This is a genomic window from Vibrio makurazakiensis (assembly GCF_050337375.1).
In the GTDB taxonomy this organism is placed as follows: Bacteria; Pseudomonadota; Gammaproteobacteria; order Enterobacterales; family Vibrionaceae; genus Vibrio; species Vibrio makurazakiensis.
Genome location: NZ_JAKJSW010000476.1, coordinates 1 through 763 on the forward strand (window position 1 = coordinate 1; position 763 = coordinate 763).

The following is a 763-nucleotide window of genomic DNA, read 5'->3' on the forward strand; positions in this document are numbered from 1 at the left end:
GATAAAATCGTTATCCGTCAGCGCCAAACTAAAGGTAAGTTTGCTGGTGGTGGCTTTGGTTTTAAACTAGAAGCAGCAATCCAACTTTCTGAAGGCTTGAACGTAACGGTTGTAACGCCTGCTGATATTAAAGAGAGCTTGAAGCGCAATCCGCTAATGGTTCAATTTAAAGATACAGGTCTTAAACAGTACCAAGAGCAAGCATTTGTAACAGCTTACGCGTGCCTAATGGGTCGCATGTAATCTGTTTAGTCACTTAGGTTGACTGCGAGGGCCTGAAGTCTACGGATTTCGGGCCTTTTTTATTTGCGTCCACTTTTGTATTTGCATCAAGGTATTACTTACACTTACGATCGTTAAATATTGATGCAGCCTTAACGTTGCTAATTGGGAGCTTAAAATGTCAAACAGTGTATTTATTGCAACAAGTTTAGATGGCTACATAGCGGATAAAAATGGCGGTGTTGATTGGTTGCATGCCATACCTAATCCTGACGGTGATGACATGGGATATGTCGAACACTTTGAACGAATCGATGCAATGGTCATGGGACGAAACACGTTAGACATGGTATTGAGTTTCGGCGTTGATTGGCCTTATACCAAGCCGGTCTTTGTTCTAAGTAATACAATGACAACCGTGCCCTCAGGCTATGAAGATAAAGTTTTTCTAGTGAAAGGCGAGCTACGAGACGTGCTAAAGTCTATTCATGATCAAGGCTATCAAAAGCTTTATATTGATGGCGGGGTAACGATTCAAAAC

Annotated in this window: 2 protein-coding genes; both read left to right on the forward strand. The window is 41.7% G+C overall.

Annotated elements, in window-relative coordinates; all coding sequences use genetic code 11:
* Positions 1-243, forward strand: a 243-nt coding sequence (locus tag L4C33_RS22590; RefSeq protein ID WP_428814601.1) for a DUF3010 family protein, incomplete at its 5' end; no start/stop codon positions are given.
* A 157-nt stretch (positions 244-400) separates the two neighbouring features.
* Positions 401-763 (forward strand): dihydrofolate reductase family protein (locus L4C33_RS22595; protein WP_428814602.1); only part of this gene is annotated, 363 nt, incomplete at its 3' end.